At 54.9% G+C, this 21796-nt stretch carries 20 protein-coding genes and 1 riboswitch; of the genes, 19 read left to right on the top strand and 1 reads right to left on the bottom strand.

The annotated features are described in order from the left end of the window. Positions 1-105 precede the first annotated feature (105 nt). From C4S74_RS14775 to C4S74_RS14800, 6 genes are all read left to right on the top strand, one after another. A complete protein-coding gene (locus C4S74_RS14775) occupies positions 106-1026 on the top strand; it encodes a sugar ABC transporter permease (RefSeq protein ID WP_103996065.1) in 921 nt (306 codons plus the stop codon). Between the two features lie 13 nt (positions 1027-1039). Further along, complete coding sequence (locus C4S74_RS14780; RefSeq protein ID WP_103996066.1) at positions 1040-1900, top strand: carbohydrate ABC transporter permease; 861 nt, start codon at positions 1040-1042, stop codon at positions 1898-1900. Positions 1901-2026: 126 nt separating this feature from the next. Next, entirely contained in the window at positions 2027-3589 is a 1563-nt protein-coding gene (locus C4S74_RS14785) for an extracellular solute-binding protein (RefSeq protein WP_103996067.1), read from the top strand. 48 nt (positions 3590-3637) lie between these two features. Beyond that, positions 3638-4702, top strand: coding sequence for an amidohydrolase family protein (locus C4S74_RS14790; protein ID WP_103996068.1), 1065 nt, complete (start codon positions 3638-3640; stop codon positions 4700-4702). 18 nt (positions 4703-4720) lie between these two features. Continuing rightward, a complete protein-coding gene (locus C4S74_RS14795; RefSeq protein ID WP_103996069.1) occupies positions 4721-5080 on the top strand; it encodes a Rieske (2Fe-2S) protein in 360 nt (119 codons plus the stop codon). Between the two features lie 155 nt (positions 5081-5235). Continuing rightward, positions 5236-5679: a DUF6376 family protein gene (locus C4S74_RS14800; protein WP_103996070.1), complete on the top strand. Its 444-nt coding sequence runs from the start codon at positions 5236-5238 to the stop codon at positions 5677-5679. A 145-nt stretch (positions 5680-5824) separates the two neighbouring features. Here C4S74_RS14800 and C4S74_RS14805 read toward each other — a convergent pair whose 3' ends face one another. Beyond that, entirely contained in the window at positions 5825-6607 is a 783-nt protein-coding gene (locus C4S74_RS14805) for an AraC family transcriptional regulator (RefSeq protein WP_103996248.1), read from the bottom strand. A gap of 113 nt (positions 6608-6720) precedes the next feature. Here C4S74_RS14805 and pyk point away from each other — a divergent pair, with 113 nt between their 5' ends. The 13 genes from pyk to C4S74_RS14870 all read left to right on the top strand — a co-directional run bounded on the left by pyk (position 6721) and on the right by C4S74_RS14870 (position 21728). Beyond that, positions 6721-8136, top strand: coding sequence for a pyruvate kinase (gene pyk / locus C4S74_RS14810; RefSeq protein ID WP_103996071.1), 1416 nt, complete (start codon positions 6721-6723; stop codon positions 8134-8136). A gap of 167 nt (positions 8137-8303) precedes the next feature. Further along, positions 8304-10157, top strand: coding sequence for a hypothetical protein (locus C4S74_RS14815; protein ID WP_103996072.1), 1854 nt, complete (start codon positions 8304-8306; stop codon positions 10155-10157). A 141-nt stretch (positions 10158-10298) separates the two neighbouring features. Further along, complete coding sequence (locus C4S74_RS14820; protein ID WP_103996073.1) at positions 10299-12215, top strand: ATP-dependent DNA helicase; 1917 nt, start codon at positions 10299-10301, stop codon at positions 12213-12215. A 103-nt stretch (positions 12216-12318) separates the two neighbouring features. Further along, a riboswitch (cobalamin riboswitch) is annotated at positions 12319-12520 on the top strand. A gap of 240 nt (positions 12521-12760) precedes the next feature. Then, the gene (locus C4S74_RS14825) at positions 12761-13789 is read left to right on the top strand and encodes an iron ABC transporter permease (RefSeq protein WP_103996249.1); all 1029 of its coding nucleotides are present in this window, start codon (positions 12761-12763) and stop codon (positions 13787-13789) included. After that, positions 13786-14592 (top strand): ABC transporter ATP-binding protein, encoded by an 807-nt coding sequence (locus tag C4S74_RS14830; RefSeq protein ID WP_103996074.1) that lies wholly within the window; start codon positions 13786-13788, stop codon positions 14590-14592. The genes C4S74_RS14825 and C4S74_RS14830 overlap by 4 nt, the downstream gene beginning before the upstream one ends. Before the next feature lie 53 nt (positions 14593-14645). Beyond that, a complete protein-coding gene (locus tag C4S74_RS14835; RefSeq protein ID WP_103996250.1) occupies positions 14646-15605 on the top strand; it encodes an ABC transporter substrate-binding protein in 960 nt (319 codons plus the stop codon). Between the two features lie 253 nt (positions 15606-15858). Beyond that, on the top strand, positions 15859-16314 hold the full coding sequence (locus tag C4S74_RS14840) for a DinB family protein (protein ID WP_103996075.1): 456 nt from the start codon (positions 15859-15861) through the stop codon (positions 16312-16314). 208 nt (positions 16315-16522) lie between these two features. Next, complete coding sequence (locus C4S74_RS14845) at positions 16523-17437, top strand: hypothetical protein (RefSeq protein ID WP_103996076.1); 915 nt, start codon at positions 16523-16525, stop codon at positions 17435-17437. A gap of 90 nt (positions 17438-17527) precedes the next feature. Then, positions 17528-18268 (top strand): ABC transporter ATP-binding protein, encoded by a 741-nt coding sequence (locus C4S74_RS14850; protein WP_103996077.1) that lies wholly within the window; start codon positions 17528-17530, stop codon positions 18266-18268. Next, on the top strand, positions 18261-19007 hold the full coding sequence (locus C4S74_RS14855; protein WP_103996078.1) for an ABC transporter permease subunit: 747 nt from the start codon (positions 18261-18263) through the stop codon (positions 19005-19007). Before C4S74_RS14850 ends, C4S74_RS14855 begins: the two co-directional genes overlap by 8 nt. 15 nt (positions 19008-19022) lie before the next feature. Then, positions 19023-20501, top strand: coding sequence for a HAMP domain-containing sensor histidine kinase (locus C4S74_RS14860; protein ID WP_103996079.1), 1479 nt, complete (start codon positions 19023-19025; stop codon positions 20499-20501). Then, positions 20498-21184 carry a response regulator transcription factor gene (locus C4S74_RS14865; protein ID WP_103996080.1) on the top strand — a complete coding sequence of 229 codons (687 nt, stop codon included), beginning with the start codon at positions 20498-20500 and terminating at the stop codon, positions 21182-21184. The genes C4S74_RS14860 and C4S74_RS14865 overlap by 4 nt, the downstream gene beginning before the upstream one ends. A 241-nt stretch (positions 21185-21425) precedes the next feature. After that, positions 21426-21728 (top strand): KGG domain-containing protein, encoded by a 303-nt coding sequence (locus C4S74_RS14870; protein ID WP_103996081.1) that lies wholly within the window; start codon positions 21426-21428, stop codon positions 21726-21728. The last annotated feature ends 68 nt before the right edge of the window (positions 21729-21796 follow it).

Here is a 21796-nt window from a genome sequence, read left to right on the forward strand (position 1 = left end):
AAAGGCATCCGGGCACAAATATGCACGCTTTACGGAAAACGGCAGGTTCTCTATAGTTAGGCCATCACCACTTTGCAAGCGCTTACTTGAAAGGAGGAAGAGGCCATGACGAAGAGTGCCCGCTTCTGGTATCTCGTCAGAAAACACAAAGCGCTCTACCTGCTGATGCTTCCTGGGATCTTGTACTACATCATTTTCAAGTACGTGCCCATGTACGGCATCATTATTGCCTTCCAGGATTTTTCCATCGGCCGGGGTATCCTCGAAAGCAAATTCGTAGGGCTGAAGCATTTTATCGAATTCTTCTACGTCACGCCTGATTCCTGGAAGCTCATCCGCAATACGGTCATGCTCAACGTGTACGATCTGCTGTTTCATTTCCCGGCTCCGATCGTGCTCGCCATTTTATTCCACGAGCTGCGGAACAAATGGTTCAAGGGGTTTGTCCAGAGCGTCAGCTATATGCCCCACTTTCTTTCGACCGTCGTGATCGCGGGCATTCTCGTGACGTTTCTGTCACCGACGACCGGGGTCGTCAACCACTTTCTCGTGAAAATATTCGGAATGGAGCCCGTCATGTTCCTGGGCATTCCCGAGTGGTTCAGGACCATTTACGTAAGCTCCGAAATCTGGCAGAAGATCGGCTGGGGCACGATTCTGTACCTGGCGGCCATCGCCGGCATCGATCCCACGCTTTACGAAGCGGCCAAAATGGACGGAGCGAACCGCTTCCAGCAGATTCGCCATATTACACTCGTCGGTATGCTGCCGGTCATGATCGTCCTGTTTGTGCTGACGCTCGGTCATTTTATGGAAACGGGCTTCCAGAAAATTTTGCTCCTCTACAATTCCATGAACTATGAAACGTCGGACGTCATTAACACCTTCGTGTATAGGCGCGGGATTCTCGATTCCGATTTCAGCTTCGCGACGGCCGTAGGCCTGTTCCAGTCTATCATCGGGCTTATTCTGGTCGTCACGGCCAACCGGATCGTACGCAAATATTCCGAGACGAGTCTGTGGTAGGAGGAGGACAGCGATGAAAATCAAAGCCAGTCTGGGGTCCAAAGTGTTTGACACGCTCAACGTCGTCCTGATGCTGCTGCTGGTCATTGTCATGATTTATCCGATGGTCTATGTGTTCTCGGCCTCGATTTCCAATAACGCCCTGGTGGCGAGCGGAGAGGTGCTGCTTTTTCCGAAGCAGGTTACGCTGGTCGCCTACGAACGGCTCGTTACCAACCCCGATCTGTGGATCAGCTACTGGAATACGATCCGCTATACCGTTCTTCATGTGGGGCTTACTCTTATCGTGACAGCGGCGATGGCCTATCCTTTATCGAAAAAATGGCTGCCCGGCCGCAGAAGCATTCTGCTCCTGGCCGCGTTTACGCTGCTGTTCAGCGGCGGTATGATTCCGACCTTCCTGGTCGTTCAAAAGCTCGGCATGCTCGATACCGTCTGGGCGATCGTCCTGCCGTCCCTGATTTCAACGTGGTACCTGTTCATCATGCGCACCTTCTTCGAGGCGCTGCCCGAGGAGCTGGAGGACGCCGCCACAATCGACGGCTGCAGTTCCTTTCAGGTGCTGCTGCGGATCGTTCTGCCGCTGTCCATACCGGTCATGGCCACAATCGGCCTGTTCACCGCGGTCAACCAGTGGAACGCTTTCTTCGACGCGCTGATCTATCTCAATGACAGAAGCATGTATCCCTTGCAGATTATGCTGCGCAACATTCTCATCGCCGGAACGAGCGTTCAGGGCGAGGGGGATTTGAATCATCTGGAGACGCTCAAATACGCGATGATCATGATCGCTACGCTCCCGATCCTGTGCGTCTATCCGTTTATCCAGAAATATTTCGTACAGGGCAGCATGATCGGCGGTATTAAAGGCTAGACAGCCGGGCTAGTTCTGAATTCCCGCGGAATTCATGGCTATAGAGTAAAAACCGCGATATGCGGGCGGCAGGACCAGCAAAGCTGGCCAGTAGACCAGAAGCTACCATTATGGGGAGGTTCGGAAATGAAAAAAAGACCGTTTGCCGTAATTTTGACCGTCGCTTTGCTTGCCGGAGTCGTTGCGGCGGGATGTTCCAGCAAGGATCAGGGGGCTTCACCGGGGGAGGGCGGGGGAACGGATTCCAAGAAACCCGTCAAATTTTCATGGCTGGCGTATGACCGTGTAGAGGGAAAAGTGAGGCAGGACTGGGAGATTTTCAAAGAGATCGAGAAAAAGACCGGCGTCAGCGTCGATTTCCAGATCGTGAGCCAGGAAGGACTTACCGAGAAAAGACAGATTATGATCGCCACGAACTCCGTCACCGATTTTATCCAGGTCAGCACCCAGGAGGGCAGAGAGCACGGTCCCGACAAAGTGTTTCTGAACTTGAAGGACTACCTGGATAAAGCGCCGAACCTCAAAGCTTTCTACGAGAAATACCCGGAAGCCAAAGCGGTCGCCAGCGGAGCCGACGGCGGCATTTATACGGTGCCCGTAATCGAAGGGGACGCCGAGGGCAAAGGCTTTAACTTCATCTGGTACACCCGCAAAGACTTGATGGATAAGTACGGACTGAAGCCGCCGGGTACTTTGGACGAATTTTACGGGTTTCTGAAGGCGTATAAAGAGAAAGAACCGAATTCGTATCCGCTCATTCCCAATGCGATCGTAGGCGATACGGGACTGTATACGGTGTTCGGCCGGGCGTTTACGGGCATCCAAGGCTTTTTCAACATCGACCCGACGACCGATAAATATGCGTTCGCCCCTTACCACAAAGGCTACAAAGACTCGCTCGTGTTTCTGAATAAGCTTTACACCGAAAAGCTGCTCGATCCCGAGTATTCCCTGCTCACCCAGGCGCAGTGGGAAGAACGCATCCTGAAAGGCAGGTCGCTTGTCACTTACTTCTGGAAGGCGGATCTGGAATCGCTGACGGACAAAGGCCGCAAAGCGGGCACTCCTGCTTTCGAACTCGACGCGATTCCGCAGTTTGCCGCGGACGGCATCAAAAATTATCAGTTCTCCCGTCCCGTAATCGGAGCCGTCGGGCGGGCGATTTCCGCAAAGGTCAAAGACAAGGACCGGGCTGTCCAGTTCCTGGACTATCTCGTCAGCGAGGAAGGCTCGAACTACCTGTCCCTCGGAATCGAGGGCAAAACCTACACGATGGAAAACGGCAAGCCCGTTTATATGAAAGAATTCGGGGCTTCCCCGTTCAACACGCTGCGCAAGGACTGGGGCGTCTGGTATGACCTGATCACCCTGAACAATGCGAAATCGCGTGAAGTCTGGGAACGCGGGCTTAGCGACAAGAGCAAAGATATCAACAAACGGTATGAGCCTTTTATCGTGCCGTCTCCTAAACAAATCGTAAAAACGGAGGAAGAGCTGGAACTGGAAAAATCGAAGCTGAACAACCTCAACAAGTTTTTGGAGCAGAAATTAACGGAATTCGTCACCGGAAAAACACCGATCAACGACACGACGTACCAGCAATTCCTGGATCAGGTCAAGAAGATGGGAGCGGACGATCTGCTGAACATGTACAATACGGCCTATACCCGGACGTACGGCAAGAAATAGACCTTGAGAAGAGTATAAATACAGCATCAGTACGAAGGAGGGAAAACTGTGGCTGCAGCGGAAAAGCTGAAAGTCATCGATACCGACGTTCACAACGAACAGGACGACTCTGCTCTAGTCCCGTATTTGCCGGAGCCCTGGAAATCCAGGGTGGCCTCCACGGGTATCGGTTACTCGGGCTCGGGTTATTATTCGCCGATCGGAGTGATGAAGAAGGACTCGATTCCGCCGGGAGGAGGCAGAGCGGGGTCCGATCCCGACTACATGATCAAGCAGCTCATCGAAGGCTATAACGTCGAGTATGCCGTCCTGACGGGCGTCGTCTACAACATTTCGACGACGCACGACCCGGACTATGCGGCGGCCGTCTGCTCCGCCTACAACGACTTCCTTATCGCCGAGTGGCTCGGCAAACATAAGGCGTTCAAGGGCGCCATGGCGGTATCGACGCTGGACCCGCAGCTCGCCGCCAGGGAGATCGACCGGATCGGGGATCATCCCGATATCGTCGAAGTGATCATCTCCAGCGCCGCACGCTGGCCGCTGGGGCACCGCTTCTACCACCCGATCTACGAAGCGGCGGAGCGGCACGGCCTGCCCGTCGCCATTCATCCGGGTGCCGAAGGAGGGGGCAGCTCGACCGCGCCTACGGCGGCCGGATATCCGGCGAGATACATCGAGTGGCATACGTGCCTGTCCCAAATGTTCATGGCCCATTTGGTCAGCCTCGTATGCGAGGGCGTATTCGCCAAGTTCCCCGGCCTGAAGGTTGTGCTCGTCGAGGGCGGCATCGCCTGGCTGCCGCCGCTGATGTGGCGGCTCGACAAGAACTACAAGGCGCTCCGCTCCACGGTGCCGTGGCTGACCAAGATGCCTAGCCAATACGTCGCGGAGCACTGCTTCCTGACGACGCAGCCGATCGAGGAGCCGGACAATCCGCAGCATCTGGTCGACTTGTTCAACATGTTCGACGCGGAGAACATGATTCTTTATTCCAGCGACTATCCGCACTGGGACTTCGACGCGCCGGATATGATCCTGCGGAAGCTGAAGCCGGAAGCCCGTCGCAAAATCTTTTACGAGAATGCGAAGAAGCTGTATAACTTATCGTAAACGGAGGGTCGTGTGATTATGGCGGTACACGATGTGCTGGGTACGGAAGACATTCCCGAAGGCGGGCATGCTCTGGTCGAGGTGGAAGGCCGGGAAATCTGTATTTACCGGATCGGCGGGGAGTTCTACGCGCTTCATAATTACTGCCCGCACCAGGGAGCACCGATGTGCGCGGGTCTCGTCTCCGGGACGAATCTTCCGTCGGGCGTCTACGAATACGACTACAGCCGCAAGGGTGAGATTGTTCGCTGCCCTTGGCACGGCTGGGAATTCGACATCAAAACGGGGAAGTCTTTGTTCAGCGACCGGACCCGGATTAAGAAATATGACCTGGAAATTAAGGACGGCCGAATTGGAATTGTGCTTGGACCTCGATGAACATTAGCCGTCAAAATGCCAAGAGCTGCGTTATGCAGCTCTTTTTTTGTTTAAAACGCGGCAATAGCCCGTATGCAGAGAATTCGCATAGTGAAACCGAATCCAGGCAAAACAGTATTACCGTGTAAACGGAAACTAAAGGAGGCCTTCGATTTATGAAAATCAGACTTGTCCTTGCGGTTTTGACCGTTCTGATGCTGTCGGGCTGTTCGCTTCTGGAAGGCGTAAACAGTACCTTGAACTATGGAGAAGAAGCGAAGACATATCTCCAGGAAGCGGCCGCTTTCGCCGAAAACCTGCCCTCCGCCGCCCGCGAAGCCGCAACCGATCCCCAGGCGGGAGAGAAAGTGAAAAAAGAGCTGGAAGCGATGCGCGACAATATTTCCAGTTTTAACGGCTTGGATGCGCCCGGCTTTGCCCAGGACCTGCATAAGCAGATCGTCGGGTATAACGAAACGATGCTGGGCACGATTAACGGACATCTGGAGCAGCTTAACAGCCAGGTGCTCGATTATAAATCGCTTCTCCAGTCTCCGGTGATTCAGCAGGTCAACGAAATGAAGCAGCTTACCGATAAGATTCAGAACCTGGGTCAGTAGACCAGGCGGATAACCGGCCTTCTACCGCAAGCAGAAGCGGCCGGAATGATGAGTATCCAAGCCCGTGAGGGCTTTTTTGCTGGAACGATACCGGCCGGCAGGCTGTACAGATCACCGCTGCGGCACACACGGATCGACACGCGGGTCAATTCCTCGGCGGCCTTTCTTTCATATAAGAGGAAGGGGTGCGGCCGGTCATTTTTTTGAATATCCGCTGAAAATACGATACATCCTCATAGCCGACAAATTCGGCAATCTCGCCGATCGTCAGCAGTGAATCCATTAGCATGTAGACGGCCTTCTTCACTCGTACGGAGTGGACATATTCGCTGATCGTTTGCCCCGTCACCTTTTTAAAAAGAGCGGCGGCATAGTTGGGGCTTTTCGAGATGAACCCGCCGAGCTCGTCTTTCGTCACTTTCTCGCGGTAATGGTCGCGGATATACTGCTTCATCCGTTCCGCATGTTTTCCCGTTTCACTCAAAACGGCAGCCTGATCCGCTTCACGGCTCAGCAGAGCGAGCATCTCCAGAAGAATGGCTTGTCCGCGGATTAGGGCGTACGGTTCGTTCTCCTTCCAGTCTGAATAGCATTTGCGGGTCCGTTCGAGCAAAAATTCGGCCATGCCGGAGCGGATTTTTATCCATGGTTTATCCAGCAGCGGCAGCTCATGACCTTTATCCGTAATACGGAAGCTTGCGACATATTTGTTGTGCAGAAAGGTCGGAATGCTTTTGCCGTAATAGGACACACCTTCTCTTATCAGGAGCAGGTCGCCTTTTTCCAGCATAATTTTGTCGTTTTCGATCCAGTACAGGCAGCGGCCGTAGCTCAGCATGATGAAGGAAGCGGCCGTACTGCCGCCGGGTCCGCTTTCCTCGTACCATTCCGCCAGCCGGTCGTGCCGGATGTTCGTTAATTTGATCATGGTTCCCTCTTCATAAAACATACTATAGTACAATTGCAATACTATAGTTCATTTTCTCCTGAACGAAAACGAATTACAATAGGGACAACCAAAGAAGAGGAAGGACCGATCATATGCGGAAGACAAAAATTGTTTGCACCATGGGGCCCTCATGCAGATCCGTCGAGGTATTGAAGGAATTGATCACGGCCGGAATGAACGTGGCACGAATTAACATGGCTCACGGGGAGCTGGAGGATCACAGCCTGCAGATCAGCCGGATCCGCCAGGCGGCGAAAGAAACGGGCGCCATCGTGCCTGTGCTGATGGACATCAAAGGACCGGAAGTACGAATCGGCCTTCTTAAGGAAGCGTCGTGCGAAGTGAAAGCGGGAGACAGCCTCACGCTGACAAGCGAAGAAATCGCGGGAGACAGCACGCGGATTTCGGTCAATTATGCGGAACTGCCGCAGGTCGTGAAGGCAGGGGACAAAATTTTGATCGACGACGGGCTGATCGAGCTGAGAGTCGTTTCGGCGGCGGGCACGGAAGTGTCGTGCGAAGTGATCAACGGAGGAGTGATCAAGCCGCGCAAAGGGGTTAACCTGCCGGGCGTGCATACGACGCTCCCCGGTGTTACGGAGCGGGACATCCGCCATATCGAATTCGGTATCCGCGAAAAGATTGAGATCATCGCCATGTCCTTCGTGCGCAAAGCGGAAGACGTGCTTACGGTCCGGCAGCTGCTGGAGGAACAAGGCTGCAGTCATATTCAGATCATATCCAAGATCGAAAACCAGGAAGGCGTAGACGAGCTGGAGGCCATCGTGGAAGCATCGGACGGAATCATGGTGGCCCGCGGAGACCTGGGGGTTGAAATTCCGGTGGAAGATGTCCCGGTCATCCAGAAAGTGATGATCGAATCCTGCAACCGTGCGGGCAAGCCGGTTATTGTCGCCACCCAAATGCTGGATTCGATGCAGATCAACCCGCGCCCGACCCGGGCCGAAGTGAGCGACGTCGCGAACGCCGTTCTACAGGGCTCCGACGCGATCATGCTGTCTGGGGAGACGGCCGCCGGCAAGTATCCGGTCGAGTCGGTGCGCACGATGGCTACGATCGCCAAAAAAGCCGAGGGGCTTTACATGGCGGAGGCGGGCCGCCGGCAGACGGGCGTTCCCACGGAGGTCAAAGTGACCGAGATTATCAGTCAGGCGGCCGTCAGCGCTTCGGAGGCGATCGGAGCGAAAGCGATTCTGACGCCGACGATGAGCGGGTATACGCCGCGGATGGTGTCCAAGCACAGACCGAAGGCGCCGATCATCGCGATTGCGCCGAGCGACGAGGTTCTGAACAAATTGTGCCTGCTGTGGGGCGTGCTGCCCGTCAAAGGCGAGTTTGTGCAGACGACCGACGACATGTTCCAGGCCGCAGTATCCAGCGGCACCGCGCAGGGGCTGCTGCAGAGCGGCGATTACGCGGTCATCACGGCTGGAGTGCCGATCGGAAAAACGGGAACGACGAATCTGATTAAAATCATGCAGGTATAGAAAGAAAGCCTTCCGGCGACGGGAGGCTTTTTTGCAAGCATGGCCGTTATTCGCCCGCTGTCCTTTTATGGTCGTGATAAAGACAGCTCTGCACGCTTCCGCTATGCAACATTTTCCAAATAATGGAGTCTATAGAGTAGAACTTTTGAAAGGTGGAAAAGGAACCTATGAAAACGGCATTTCTGCTGGCTTTTCTTCTTGCGGTAAACACGATCTCCACTTCCGTGCCGGAATCGGCTTCGGGAATAAGCGCCAAGCAGGCTTTATCTATTGCCCAGAGCCAAGTGCCGGACCGGAAGGCGGAATGGAAGGTCGGTTTGACGAAGCATGCTTCCGAGATGTCCGGAGAGGAAGCCGGGCAAAACGAATCCTCTGCGGGACGCACGGAGAATCGGAAAATTTGGCAGGTGGAAGCGAAATTCGAATACGGAAATAAGGAAGTCTATTACATCGACGCGACCGGCGGCAAGCTGCTGAGCTTGTCGGAGATCGAAGCTCCTGAAAGCGGCTTGCGCGTACTGCCCGTCGCGCTGGAATCGGGGCTGCTCGCTCAGCCTTCTTCTCAGAAACCCGGCGTGACAGCTTCGGGAACTGCCGCAGTTCCCAGCTCTCTGAACGTGAGCCTGGAAGAGACAAAAAGCGGGTTCCGGCTGAAACTGGCCGAAGAGGAGAGCACGACGTCAACCGTGATGCAGTCTCTCGTATCCCCCGATAACGGAAAAAACGTTCTGCACCTCGTCCGGAGAACGTCCCCGGCCGAAGGAGGAACGCGGTATCGGCTCGATCTCGTGGCCGTGCAGCCTGCGAAGAAGACGTTCAAGGTGTTTCCGTTTGCCGATCTGCAAATGAGCGACACCTATTCGACCGATACGCTGGCCATGGGATACGGCTTCACGGACGATTCTCATGCCGTCATGATCCAGCCTGCACGGAAAGGGGGCGGAGCGGGAATCGGCTACCGGATCGTTTCGCTGGACGTCGGCAGCGGACGGCTTCGTGAGCTGGCGGCGAACGTCCCTCCTGATCTGTCACCGGATTTTCTGGCATCAGGCTGGTTGAACGCGGACGGAAGCAAGCTGTACTTGAACAGCCACCGCGGGGGCAAGCTGTGGATCGCGGACCTTGCGCGCGGAGGAGTCAGGGAGCTCGACGGCACTTTCAGCCACATTTGGCCGGTGTCCCGCTTGTTTAAATCGCCGGACGGGGAGCGCTTCTGGTATGAGAAGGACGGCTACCGGCTGTATGACGGCAAAGGCGCCAAGCTGGCAGATTTGCCGGCGGATACGGGCCTTCATTCGAACCCGGCGTTCAAATGGAGCCCGGACAGCCGCTACGCCGCTTACGAGTATACGTTCACGAAGAGCGAAGAGAACGTGATAGGCGGAGAAGATTACAAGGTGATTGCTCCGCAGGGGATCAAATTTTACGGCCGGGACGGGAAACCGGCGTGGAGTACCGATGCGCGCGAGTTGAAGCACGGGGACCGGCTGGAGCTTCGCGGCTGGATCGGCGGCAGCGGTGAAAGCACCGCAAGTACGGGCAGCGCCGGGAGAAGCGGCGCCGGAAGCCTCGGCGCGGCTGTGCTGCGCAGCTACAACGTAGAGCGGGCGGAAGACCGCGAGCCGAGGAAAACGGACTCGGTCTATCATCTCGTACAGCCCGCAGCCGGGAAGCCGGCGAAGCTAAGCGAGGCGAAGCTTGCCGAGCTGCATAATCCGCAGCCCGTCCTGGGAGAGTCCGGCGCGCTGATGCTGGTGGACGCAGGGAGCGCCCTCTACACGATTGTCGGCGACGAGACGAATCCGCAGCGGACGGTGGAGCTGCTTCCGTCATCGGACCCGAAGCGGCTGCTCTGGGCGGAAACGGACTACGTCAAAGACACCGTGACGATAACCGCGTATGACATTGCGGCGAAAAAGGGCCGGACAATCGAAACGAGTGATTTGCCGGCGGGAGACCTGCAAGCGGCCGGAGAATCCTATATTATCGATTCGGGCCTGAACTACCTCAAACTTCAATGATTAAGCCAGCAAGCTCCAATCACAGAATCCGCCTCCGGGCGGATTTTATTTTGCGCTTCTAAGAAAAGGAGGATTCGCAAGGGGATCATTTGCGGTATAATGGACAGATGTACGTAACGATGATGTGGAGGCACGGCCAGATTGAGAAACTATCCATTTGCATTTGATCCGACAAAACCTTTCGTTCAGCAGGCAAGCGACTGGATTGCCGACGTGTTTTACGAGCTTCTGCCGGAAGCCGGTTTTGAAGTGAGAGATGAACAAATTTATATGGCGTTTCAGCTGGAGAGGGCATACCAGGAGAAACAGACCATCTTTGCGGAAGCGGGAGTGGGAACCGGGAAAACGCTGGTATATCTGCTCTACGCTCTTACTTATGCCCGCTACACGAGAAAGCCCGCGATTATCGCATGCGCGGACGAATCGCTGATCGAGCAGCTGGTCAAACCCGAAGGGGACATCGCCAAGCTTGCCAGGCATCTGGATCTGACGATTGACGCCCGGATGGGCAAGTCGCAGCACCAGTACATCTGCCTGAATAAGCTGGACGATACCCGGGGCGGCGGCTCCGGCGATGAGGAAGTCTTCAGCGACATTTATCACGGCCTTCCCTCGTTCGTCCACTACCCGGACACGCTCCAGTCCTTCTATCCGTACGGCAACCGCAAAGAGTACCCCGAGCTGACGGATGAGCAGTGGGACCGGATCGGCTGGGACGTGTTCCAGGACTGCCTCGTCTGCAGCCAGCGCCATCGCTGCGGCCAGACGCTGTCGCGCGAGCATTACCGCAAGTCCGCCGACCTGATAATTTGTTCCCATGATTTCTACATGGAGCATGTCTGGACCTACGAGGCCAGAAAACGGGAAGGCCAGCTGCCTCTTCTGCCGGAGCACAGCTCCGTCGTTTTCGACGAAGGGCATCTGCTTGAAACGGCCGCGCAGAACGCGCTCACTTACAAATTAAAGCATTCGGTATTCGAAAGCATTGTCATCCGGCTTCTGGAAGGCGAGGTCAGAGAAACGCTGGCGCTGGCTATCGAGGAAGCGATCGTCCAGAGCGAAACGCTGTTCCGCGTGCTGGAAACGGGAAGCTATTCCGTCCCGGCCTCGGACCGGAAGGAATTCGCCTGGAGCGAAGAATTAAAACGGGAAGTAAGCCGGTTCCGGCAGCTGATCGACGTGATCGAAGAAGAGCTTGTGTTTGAAAGCGGACTGTCCACCCTGGATGATTACCAGCTCAAAATCGTCGAAGAGCACCTGGAAATGATTCAGCTTGCTTTGAGCTTGTTCGATAAGCCGGGGCAGCTGATTTCATGGGTGACGGAGGATTCCGACGGAATCACCCTGGTCATCATGCCGAAGATGGTCAAGGAAATTTTAAGAGACCGCGTGTTTTCGAAAAAAATGCCGGTCGTCTTTTCTTCGGCGACCTTGTCCGTCAACTGTTCTTTTGACTATATGGCGGGCAGCCTGGGCATCGAAAGCTTCCTTTCGTTCTCGGTTCCTTCGCCTTACGATTACAGCGCTCAAATGAAAGCGGACCTTTATCCCGACAAGCCGGAAGAAGACAAAACCGGCCGGGTTCTCGAACTGCTCAAGGAATCCGACGGACGGGCGCTTATCCTGTTCCCGTCCCGCGAGGCGCTGGGAACCTTCAGAGGGAGCTTGGCGCTGTATCCCGAGTCGGCCGCTTACCGGTTTTTGTTCGAAGGCTCGGCCGAAATCAGCCACCTCATCTCGTCTTTTCAGAACGACGAGGAAAGTGTCCTCTGCGCGGTAACGCTGTGGGAAGGGCTTGACATACCGGGACCGTCCCTGTCCCATGTAATCGTCTGGGAGCTTCCGTTTCCTCCGGACGATCCCGTCTTCTCGGCCAAGCGGAAGGATTCGGCTCAGCCGTACGAAGACGTGGACATGCCGTACATGCTGCTCCGCCTCAGGCAGGGCATCGGGCGGTTAATCCGCTCACGCGATGACCGGGGCATGGTATCCGTTCTCGGCCGTGATCTGGATAATCCCGCTGTCAGAGAACAGATCCGGGGGCTTCTCCCGGAATAAGCGGGATGGCAAATGTTGCCGATTTATGGCGTTTCCGCTATGATAGACAAGATGCTTCCGGTTCGTATTCCGTATTTCGCGCAGAATACAGGCCGGACGATAAATTGAATAATTCGGTACAGGTGCTTGCCGCTGAATTTTAACGCGGTACAGCTTAATAGGGAAGTCCGGTGCAATACCGGCGCGGTCCCGCCACTGTAACAGAAGAGTCGCAGCAACGTATGTCACTGGTATCCGTACCGGGAAGACTGCTGTCGATGATGACGCTGATAGCCAGGAGACCTGCCTGTATCCGTAACACGAGCAACCTACGGGAGATAGGGAGGTGTTAGATGCGTGCCATAAAAATCACGGGCGTCTTTCCCTTTGTCTGCAAACGAAGGGGGAGGCGCTTTTTTGCATGGACAGCCCCCAAAAAATGAACGGTCGAGGTGAGGGACTTGCATTCGGTTTTCAACAAGGAAGGGGATCGGGAGCGAGGAGGAGTTCTTCCCGCTTCTCCAAGTAAATACGGAACGGCCCGGCGGCAATCCGCTTTTCCGTTTATGCTCGGCGGTTTAATCCTTCTCCTGCTGCTTTCCGTAACGGCTGCCGTCATGCTCGGCTCCGTACGGATCGAACCGGTCACGGTATGGAAAATCGCGTTTTCGCACATGCCGGGATTCGGAAGCCTGATCGAGCAGGATTGGACGAAAGCGCAGGAGCATATTATCTGGAACATCCGATTTCCGCGCGTCCTGCTCGGTCTTGTCGTTGGGGCCGGCCTATCCGCGGTGGGGGTAACGATTCAGGCGTTAATCCGCAATTCGCTCGGCGATCCATACATACTCGGAGTGTCATCCGGCTCGTCGGTTGCGGCTACGCTTGTTCTGCTGTTCGGGGGATTCTCGTTCCTGGGCGCTTATGCGCTGCCGGTTTCGGCTTTTATCGGCTCCCTTGTCGCCATGGCGCTTGTGTTTACGTTCGCGAAGGTAGGAGGCCGTATTTCGACTACCCGGCTGCTGCTTGCGGGAACCGCCGTCGCGAGCATGATGTCGGCGTTTACGAGCTTCATCGTCACGATGGCGCCGAACGCCCAGGGCATCCGCTCCGTCGTTTACTGGCTGATGGGCAGTTTGGCCGGCGCCAAATGGGAATACCTTACCGCACCGGCTCTGATCGTAGTGTCCGGTATCCTGTTCCTGCTCTTTCAGCACCGTTCCCTGAACGCTCTTCTCGTGGGCGAAGGGGCAGCGGGAACGATGGGAGTCAACGTGCCGGCGTTCCGGACCTGTCTGGTCATCGTGACCGCGCTGATTACGGGAACGATCGTGTCCGTCAGCGGCTCGATCGGTTTCGTCGGCCTGATGATTCCCCATATCGTCCGGCTGATGCTCGGCTCCGACCACCGCAAGGTGCTTCCGGTCAGCGTCCTGTTCGGGGCGGTCTACGTCATATGGGCCGACGTTCTGGCCAGGCTCGTGCTTGCACCGGAAGAACTGCCGATCGGCATCGTTACGGCGATTTGCGGCGGCCCGTTCTTCATCTGGCTGCTCCGCAGAAGCTCATACGCATTCGGAGGAACTTCAAAATGAACCTGGAAGCGAATCGTCTTTCCCTGAGCATAGGGGCCAAAAAAATTCTCGATTCCGTTACTCTTGCCGTCCGCGAAGGCGAGTTTATCGGGCTGATCGGCCCGAACGGGAGCGGAAAATCGACCCTGCTCAAATCGCTCTACCGCGAGCTGAAACCGGATGCGGGACAAGTGTTTCTGGATGAGCGGGAACTGCTGAGCCTGCCCTACAAAAAAGCGGCCGAACTTATGGCCGTCGTCAGTCAGGAATCTTCCGTCGAGTTCGACTTCAGCGTCGCGGACATGGTTATGATGGGGAGATATCCCCACAAGAAATGGTACGAAAGCGATACGGAAGCGGACCTGGAAATATGCCGGGGGGCCTTGGAAACGGTCGGACTCCGTGAATTCGGGAAACGCAGCTTCGCGACCTTGTCGGGAGGCGAGAAGCAGCGGGTGCTTATCGCCCGCGCGCTGGCCCAGCAGGCGAAGTTTCTCATTCTGGACGAGCCGACGAACCATCTGGATATCCGCTACCAGCTTCAGATTATGGAGCTTGTCCGCTCTCTGGGGATCACGACGCTGGCCGCCCTTCACGACCTGAATATGGCGGCTTACTATTGCGACCGCCTATACATCATCAGCGAGGGAAAAATAGCGGCGGCAGGAACACCGGAGGAGCTTCTGGTCCCTTCAGTTCTGCGGGACATTTTCGGCGTTCACGCCGAGGTAAACCGGCACGCCTTGACGGGCAAACTCGTCATTACATACTTGCCGGAATCTTTTTATAACGCCGGACTACAACGGACGGAGGAATTCTTTTGAATCTTATGCGATCTCTTAAACTTTCTTTATTCTTATGCTTGGCTTTACTTTGCATGGCTGCTGTAAGCGCCTGCTCCGCTGCCGATTCTGCCAAAGAGCTCGTACCGAGAGGGGCTGCGGAGCCGGTCGGAACACCGGCGTCTGCCGTAGAGCTGGACAATATGGGACAGAAGCTTCATTTTACGGAAGCCCCCAAACGGGCCGTGACTTTAAATCAGCATGCAACCGAAGTGATGCTTGCGCTCGGTCTGGAGAAAAACATGGCCGGCACCGCTTATCTGGACGATCAGATCCTTCCGGAGCTGCAGGAAGCTTACAAACGGGTGCCCGTTCTCGCCAAAACCTATCCGTCCAAGGAAGTTTTCGCGGAGGCTGCTCCGGATTTTGCCTATGCGGGCTGGAAAAGCGCGTTTACGGAAAAAACGTTGGGCACCCGGGAAGAACTCGCCAAAGAGGGGGTTCAGACCTATGTGCAGGAATCTTCCAATAAAGCCGCTCCGACCTTGGACGATGTGTACGGGGATATTTTAAACATCGGCCGCATATTCAGGGTGGAACCAAAGGCGAATGAGCTCGTGGACGGCATGAAGCAGCGATTAAAAGACATTCAGGAGCAAATCGGCACGGTCGGAACTCCACAGAAGGTGTTCATTTACGACAACGGCGAAGATAAAGCTTTTACGGCGGCCAACACTTACATTACGAGCCTGATCAACATGATCGGCGGCAAAAATATTTTCGACGATATTCAGAAAAGCTGGGTCGAAGTCAGCTGGGAAGAGGTGGTCAGCCGCAACCCGGACGTGATTGTTATAATGGATTACGGCGATACGCCGCTAGAGAAGAAGAAAGAGCTTCTTCTGGGTAAAAGGGAGCTGGCCGATATTCCGGCCATTAAGAACAAGCGCCTGCTCGTTCTTCCTCTGTCGGCCGCTTCCGAAGGAGTCCGTGCCCCGATCGCCCTGCAGACGCTGGCGGAAGGGTTATATCCCGATAAAGTACATAAAAAATAGGCAGTTCTTCTTCCTGTCGGTTCCTTGGGCGTCCTGTTTTATATGACCCATATGCAATAACCGGACTATCCTGCTATGTGCCTTTTAAGAAAGATAAAGCAACGGACACCTTTGAAAATGCACGTTTTTCCTCAGAAAAGTTGCAGCAATAAGGAATTTATCCCCAAAAGGTTGTTTTCGTTCATTCAAGTGATTAAACTAACGGATAACAGCAGGGTCAAGTAATCGATGAGACGAAGAGGGGGAAACCGGAATGAAGACGATCAGGTGTATGATGGACCACTTGTACTGGGCGGACGGACGCATTTTGGACGCGCTTGAGGAAAGTGAGACGAAGAACAAGGACCTTCTGAAGCTGGTCCGGCACGTCGCGGTCGCGGAAGAAGTCTGGCTGTCCCGCTTGCAGGGCAAGGGAAGCGCGCCATATTCATTGTGGGAGGAAGCGGAAGACCTGACGGTCATCCGGACGATGTTCGAAGCAAACGCCGAGCAATATCGCGTCTATATCGAAGGGCTTGAGGAATCCGAGCTGGACGAGATGATCGACTACACGAACCAGAGCGGGGATCCGTTCCGAACGTCCGTCCGGGACATCCTGCTGCAGGTCCTCTTACATGGGCAGTATCACCGGGGACAGATCAACCGGGCACTTCGGATCGAATCGGCAGAGCCTGCCCAAATCGATTACATCACGTTCGCGAGGCTCTAAGAGGGCCTGATAATCACCCCATAGAGCCGACTGACCGTAAAAGAAACAATTCAGCCCCTGTAAAGGGGCTTTTTTTTATGCCGGGAAAGCGAATTCGGATAACTCGGAAATGATTTAAGAAAGTTTTAATAGCTGCTTCATAAGGGGTTTATTTTTTTTGCCTATGATGACAGTGGCGGTTAAATACGAATGATTCAGGAGGAAGAAAATGAACAAAAAATGGCTGGTGCTGGGCAGTGTAATCGGAATTAGCAGTCTTATGATGGTCACGACGGGAATCAGCGCTATGGCGGGAACCTCGGGATATGACGCTTACAAGTCCGCGCTGAAAAATTCCAAGACAGTCAAAAGCGTGACTGTTCAGGCGGCGGCATCTTTGCGGGACAACGGGAATGTGGCTCTGAGTGCGAACGGGACGTTTAAAATGAGCCGCGAAGGAGGTTCGGCAAGCGGTACGGGTGAAATTTCAGCAGGCGGTGAGAAACAAACGCTTCAATTTTACAAGCAGGGCGAGCAGGCCATCTTTAAACCGGGAAGCGCAGATGTGTATTATGTCAAAGATACGGGGACCGAAGCGCATAAGCGCTTTAAGGGCAGCGGTGAAAAAGAAATGCCGCAGCATGTGGAAACCGTGGTCGACGCGCTGGTCGGCAATCTGAAAGATTATGTCGCCGTCGATGTGAAAGAGGACGGAAGCAAGCGCGTGTCGGCGGAGCTGGACGGTGCTCAGCTGCCCGCAGTCGTTCAGGCGATTGCGCCGATCGTCATAAAGCAGGCATCCAGGGAGCACGGAGAGCCGGAGAAGAAAACCGACACGGCGGACACCCCGCTGGGCAAAGGGTTTCTGAAGGATGCCGCTCCCGAGCTGACCGGCGATATACGCCTGGAGAAGGTGGCCGTTAACGCGACGATCAGCCCGTCGAACTATATCCGGCATCAGGAAGCGGAGCTGACTATATCCGGCAAAGACGCCGGGGGTCAGGCTCATCAGGTTGTCGTGCATCTGCAGGCGGATCTGTCCGGTTATGACAGCACTACACCGGATACGGTGGATCTGACCGGCAAAAACGTTCAGCCGATACAGTCCGAGCACCGGAACAAGCGGCAGGGGAATAACGGCTGAACCAGCTCCATATAGCTTCGTCCGCAGCCGAAGGACGCGGGCAACCGGACGTCCTGCCGGCTGCCGGACGAGAAAGGAAGTGACGATACGATGCAACCGATTCTGGAAGTCAGCGGCTTAACGAAGCTTTACCGCGGGAGCGGACGCGGAATCAGAGATGTCAGCCTGCGGCTGGAAGCCGGCGATGTCTACGGACTGCTTGGTCCTAACGGAGCCGGAAAGACAACGTTCCTCAAGCTGGTCACGGGGCTGATCCGGGCCGACGGCGGCACGGTTACGCTGTTCGGCGTCGACAGGAGCCTGCATCACGAGCGGGCGATGGAGAATGTCGGCTGCATGATCGAATCGGCCGACGTTCCCGATTTTCTGACGGCCTGGCAGTATCTCCGGCAGTCCGCACGCTTTTATCCGGAGTTGACGGGACAGCGGATGGAGGAGGTGCTGGATACTGTCGGGCTGCTTCACGTCCGGCACGAGAAAATCAAGGGCTTCTCGGCAGGCATGAAACAAAAGCTGGCCTTGGCCGCCGCGGTCATGCCGGGACCCAAGCTTGTCCTGCTGGATGAGCCGACGAACGGTCTGGATATCGAGGGGATCGTGATGTTCCGCAGTCTCATCCGCAGGATGTCGGCGGAAGAAGGAACCTCGTTCCTTATTTCCAGCCATATGATCCACGAGCTTGAGCAGCTTTGCAGCCGGGCGGGAATTATGGCCGGCGGCAGCCTGAAGAGAGAAGGAGATGTTTGCGGCCTGGTGCCGGAAGGCGGGACGCTCGAAGACTTTTACATGACGGAAATCCGGGATAGGGGAGGCGAGCTTCAAGGTGCATAGATGGAAAGCGGGTTATGTGAACGAGCTTTATTTGCTGCTGTACCGGAAAAAAACCGGCATTTTCGGGGCGGTCTCCGTTCTGCTTCCCATTCTGTTTGCCGTCTCGTTACAGGCGCTCGAACCTTTACTGGGATCGCTGGCGCTCGGCGGCTCTTTTCCGGTCGGGATGCTGAGTTTCTACACGGCGTTGTGGATTCCGCTCTTTATTGTGACGCTTACGGGCGACCAGTTTCCTCACGAATCCGCTTCAAAGACGCTTAAACTCGCTTTTCTGCGTCCCAGCACGCGCTTTCACGTATTTACCGCGAAGGCGGCCGCCCAGGGAACGGCCGTGGCGCTGCTGCTGATTCTGCTCTTTGCGGTCACGCTGCTTTGCGCGATGTTCGCGGGAACGCCGCTTGGCTTAGGCGAGGTCCTGGCAGCCGCCAAAGCATATGCCGCCGCGTTTGCCGCGATGACCGCCCTATCGGCCGTATTTGTTTTTGCCGCACAGTTTTTCAAAAGCGCCAGCGGATTCGTCGTTTTCGCTGTCGCTTTGTATGCGGCGGCCAAGCTGGCACCGTTCCTGCTCCAGTCGTTTCCCGCGTTCTCGCCGGTGTCTTACACGGATTGGCATCTGCTTTGGCTGAATGACGGGGTTCCGGCGGGAAGAAAGATGACGGCTTCATTGTTTCTGCTTTCAAGCAGCCTCTTGTTTTTTGCCCTCGGTTATTATAAATTTGATCGAAAAGAAGTGTGAACGGGGAAAAAGCCTATGTCTATCCGTTTCAAGCTGCTGCTTTCGTATGCCGCGATGCTCGTTATTCCGCTCGTTATGATGCTCATAACGGCGATGCTTCTCGTCGTGGTGTTCCGCGGAGATTTGCAGTCGCTTAAAGACCAGTACGGTGAGGGTGAGGGCCGCTTCGAGAACCGCAGCGTCGAGCGGCTGCTCAAAGAAATAAAGCGCACCACGGAAGTTGACCCCGCCGCTTGGACAGACACGTCTTATCTGGCGGAAATCGACGGGGAGCTGCAGCAGAACCAATCCAATCTGATCCTACGCAAAGGCGAGGAAATTGTTTATGCGGCAGCCTCTTTTCCATATCCGCAGCTTCTTAAGAACCTGCCGGCATATGAAAGGCCGGGGCACGTGAAGATGTCCAGGCCCGAACGGATGGACAAACAGCTTGTCGAAGTTTTTCATGCGGATTTTAAATTTGAAGACGGGCAGAAAGGCAGCCTCTTCGTTGTGACGGCCGTAAGTCCGTTCGTCACGTTCGCCCGGAAGTTTTTCCCGATATTGTTTATCGCTTTAATCGTCATCCTCATTCTCACGCATACGCTGCTTACCTATTTCGTGTCCCGGAGTATCATTAAACCGCTGAACACGCTGAAAGCCGCCATGAAGCGGATAGAGGCCGGAGATCTGGATTCCCGGGTCGTGCCGACGGGCAGAGATGAAATCGGCGAGCTCAGCGCAGCCTTTGAGCAGATGAGAGTGAAGCTTAAAGATTCTATCCAGACGCAGCTTCAATATGAAGAAAACCGCAAAGAGCTTATCTCGAATATTTCCCACGATATCCGGACTCCGTTGACGGCGATACGGGGGTACGTGGAAGGGCTGGGGGACGGGATTGCGGATACCGAGGAGAAACGGGAGAAATACATCGGCATCATTACCTCCAAAGCGGAGGAGATGGATCACCTGATCGACGAGCTGTTTCTCTACTCGAAACTCGATTTAAACCGGGTGCCGTTCAATTTCGAAAGAGTCGATCTGTATGCGTTTATTGAAGATTTATCTTCGGAGCTGGAGTTCGAGCTCGGCAAGCAAGACATCCGGTATACGGCCGATATCAGGCTGAAACCCCACACGGAGCTGACAATTGACCGGGATAAAATCAAGCGTGTTTTCGTAAACATTGTCGACAACAGCGTCAAATACATGAATAAACCCGATAAACGGATCGGGCTGAAGGTTCTGGGAGCCGGGCAGGAAGTCCTTATCGAACTGACCGACAACGGCCGGGGCATTGATGCCGAATCTCTTCCGCATATTTTCGAACGGTTTTACCGGGCCGACCCGTCGCGCAACAGCGATACCGGGGGCAGCGGCTTAGGGTTAGCCATTTCCAAGCAGATTATCGACGGCCACGGGGGCTCAATCGGGGCAAGCAGTCTGCCTGACGAGGGCAGCCGCATTACGATCATGCTTCCGATCCGGACGAATAAAGAGAGTGATGCCTTATGAAATCCATATTGATCGTGGAAGATGAGCGGCTTATAGCCGAGCTGCAGAGAGATTACCTGGAGGTTCACGGATTCCGGGTCGAAATCGCCGAGGACGGGGAGAAGGGGCTGCGTCTAGCTTTAACCGGAGAGTACGATTTGATCCTCCTGGATCTGATGATTCCCCGCATCGGCGGATTTGAGGTGTGCAGGAAAATCCGGGAAGAAAGAGACATTCCGATCCTGATGGTTACAGCCAAAAAAGAAGACATCGACATTATCCGGGGGCTGGGACTCGGTGCGGACGATTACATCACGAAGCCCTTCAAGCCCGCGGAGCTCGTCGCCAGGGTGAAAGCGCATCTGGCCCGTTACGAGCGGCTGATCGGCCCCTCGAGAAAGAAAGAGGAGGTTTCCATCCGGGAGCTTGTGATCCATTCTGATTCCCGCAGGGTTTTTCTGCGCGGCCGTGAAATTACGCTCACTACGAAGGAGTTCGATCTTCTCTCGTTTCTCGCGCGCAACCCTAACCGGGTGTTCAGCAAAGATCATCTTTTCGAAAAATTGTGGGGTATGAATTCACTCGGCGATTCTCAGACGGTTACGGTCCATATCCGAAAACTGCGGGAAAAAATCGAGCTCGACTCCTCGAACTCGGAGTATATCGAAACCGTTTGGGGAGCGGGCTACCGCTTCCGCCTATGAAGCGGGAAGCAAGTACAGCAGGCGGGGCTGCGGCCCTGCTTTTTGTTTTCCGGAGAAAGCCGCCGGACTGGCTTCCACTCTTTTCTTTGTACGCCCCTACTCACTATGAAAATGTTCCGGGGAAATTACCGGGCGATCAAAAAAAGAAACCTTGTTTCAAAAAATTGGCCAAGGGTAAATAAGACATAGGCAACGCCACAACGCCAAAAAATAATTCAATACCTATAAGGAGTGATTCAAAATGGCACGTAATGATGACAACAAAATGAGCCGTGAAGAAGCAGGACGTATGGGTGGAGAAGCAACCTCCAAGAACCATGATAAAGACTTTTATCAGGAAATTGGTGAAAAAGGCGGAGAAGCAACTTCCAAGAACCACGATAAAGAATTTTATCAGGAAATCGGTCAAAAAGGCGGAGAAGCCCGCGGAAACAATGGAAACAGCGGGAATGGCGGCAACAGCGGCGGCGACGGCAAAATGAGCCGTGAAGAAGCCGGACGCAAAGGCGGCGAAGCAAGAGCCCGCCAGCGTGACCGCGACTAATCGTAAGTCAGATCATCGGACAAGCCAAGATCCCTATCACATAAGCTATGGAAAAAGCCCGCCGGAAT

The organism is Paenibacillus sp. UNC499MF, assembly GCF_900107975.1.
In the GTDB taxonomy this organism is placed as follows: domain Bacteria; phylum Bacillota; class Bacilli; order Paenibacillales; family NBRC-103111; genus Paenibacillus_F.